The sequence below is a fragment of the Rhizobium sp. P1_E1 genome (genome assembly GCF_056406015.1).
On sequence record NZ_JBFUAY010000450.1, the window covers coordinates 1 to 1,858 of the forward strand.

The 1,858-nt window shown below is 61.8% G+C and carries 3 protein-coding genes; 1 reads left to right on the forward strand and 2 read right to left on the reverse strand.

Translation table 11 applies throughout. The features are described from left to right. Nucleotides 1-699: HlyD family secretion protein (locus AC1D1Z_RS36955; protein WP_477853773.1), on the reverse strand; the 699-nt coding region annotated here is incomplete at its 3' end. A 136-nt stretch (nt 700-835) separates the two neighbouring features. On the opposite strand from AC1D1Z_RS36955, the gene AC1D1Z_RS36960 reads away from it, so the two are divergent. Beyond that, nucleotides 836-1,483, forward strand: coding sequence for a TetR/AcrR family transcriptional regulator (locus AC1D1Z_RS36960; protein WP_028732282.1), 648 nt, complete (start codon nt 836-838; stop codon nt 1,481-1,483). Nucleotides 1,484-1,608: 125 nt separating this feature from the next. On the opposite strand, the gene AC1D1Z_RS36965 is transcribed toward AC1D1Z_RS36960, so the two are convergent. Further along, nucleotides 1,609-1,858 (reverse strand): mannonate dehydratase (locus AC1D1Z_RS36965; protein ID WP_477853775.1); only part of this gene is annotated, 250 nt, incomplete at its 5' end.

Consider the following 1,858-nt stretch of genomic DNA (forward strand, 5'->3'; position numbering starts at 1 on the left):
GGCGTTGAGAAGATCGACCTGCTTGACGGCGGCATCGAGCGAGGCGGTGTCGCGGACGATCGAGGCCTGGGCGGCAGCGATCTGCGAGGCGGCCTGCTGTGCCGTCTGGACCGGGGCGTAACCGCTGGTGGCAAGGTTCGAATAGCGCTTGTTGTTCTGCTCGGCAAAGGTCTCGTTGGCGCGGTCGACGTCGACGGTCGCGCGGGCGGCGGCAATCGTGGACTGCTGGATATCGAGCGAAGCCTGCTTGGCGTTGACGGTGGCTTCCCCGGCTGCGACATCGGCCCTGGCCTGATCAAGGGCCGCCTTGAAGTCGCGGTCATCGATGCGGGCGAGCGGCTGGCCGGCCTTGACGGTCTCGTTGTCCATGACGAGGACCTCGGCGAGATAGCCGGATACCTTGGGGGCGATGGTGCTGCTGTCGGCTTTCACATAGGCGTCGTCGGTCGAGATATGGAAACGCCCGACTGTCCAGTAATCATGGCCGTAATAGGCGCCGGCGGCGATCAGCACGAGGGTGGTGGCGCCGAGAAGCAGGGAGCGGCCGCCACGCTTGCGGGCGGGCTTTTCCTCGGCAACGGGGGCAGCGGCCTCAGCGATGAGCGGTGGCTTGCCGGCGTCCAGGCTCGCGGGAGCGGCTTCGGCAACAGTTTCGACGGCGTTATTGTTGTTCAAGGCACGCAGCTTCTTGGTAGTCATTGTCTTTCTCCGGATGACGGGTCGCCGTCTCTTGGGCTGCGGCCTCTGAATTCAAGTGAAATCCTATTTAGGAAACTTGATGTTTTCCAAAATATGCACTATAAAATGGATGTCAATAGGAATTTGGAAAATCATTATGGTCCAAAATCAACAAATTGAGAGAAGGCCGCGCGGAAGGCCGCAGTTGCGCTGTGACGACGACACCAGGGGCCTGATCATCAAGGCGGCAAATACCCAGTTTCACGAGAATGGCTACGCGGCGGCCAGCATCGCCACGATCGCCCAGGAGGCCGGTGTTTCCACAAAGACCCTCTACCGGCTGTTTCCGACCAAGGCCGATCTCTTTGCCAGCATGATCTCAGAGCGTATCGTCGGTTTCCTGCTTGCGCTCGATCCCCCGATGCTTGCCAATGCCGATCTGAGAGATGGGCTGGAACGTATGCTGATGGCTTACGGCATACTGTCGCTCTCTGAAGATACGGTCACCATCATGCGCCTCGTCATCGGCGAGTCGGACCGCTTCCCTGAAATCGCCACGTCCTTCTACGAACAGGCGATCCTACGCACCAATGCGCTGATGGAGGACTGGCTGCGCCGGCAGGTCGACCGCGGCCTCATTGCGCTCGACGATCCGCATTTAGCCTGCGGCATGCTGCGCGGCATGATGGCCATGGAGCCGCAGCGCGCGGCGATCCTGCGTCAGGAGCCACCGCCGACGATCGAAGCAATACAGGCGCGGGCGAAGATGTGCGCCGATCTTTTCCTGAAGGGTTGTGCGCTCTGAAGCATCGCTCGGGATTCAAAGCGCGATGATTTTTCCTTACGAGCGAGCCGGTGCGGACGCGGGAAGAAGCTTGCCCCGCAGCAGCCCAATTCGCCAAGGTCACCCGATGCCGTTCGAGGACACCCTCAGGTCGGCGGCGCGCCTAGAGCATGCAGGATACCGCGCAGTTCGGCGAGGCCGCGCATGCGGCCGATGGCCGGGTAGCCTGGGGTGACGACCTTGTCGAGATCGTCAAGCATGCGGTGGCCATGATCCGAGCGGAAGACGATGGTGTCTTGTGTGCCGCGGTGGCGGTCTTCCGCGACCAGTTCCCGAAGCACCGCGACCATGTCGACGTCGCCTTCCAGATGCGCGCTTTCATGGAACGTTCGGCCG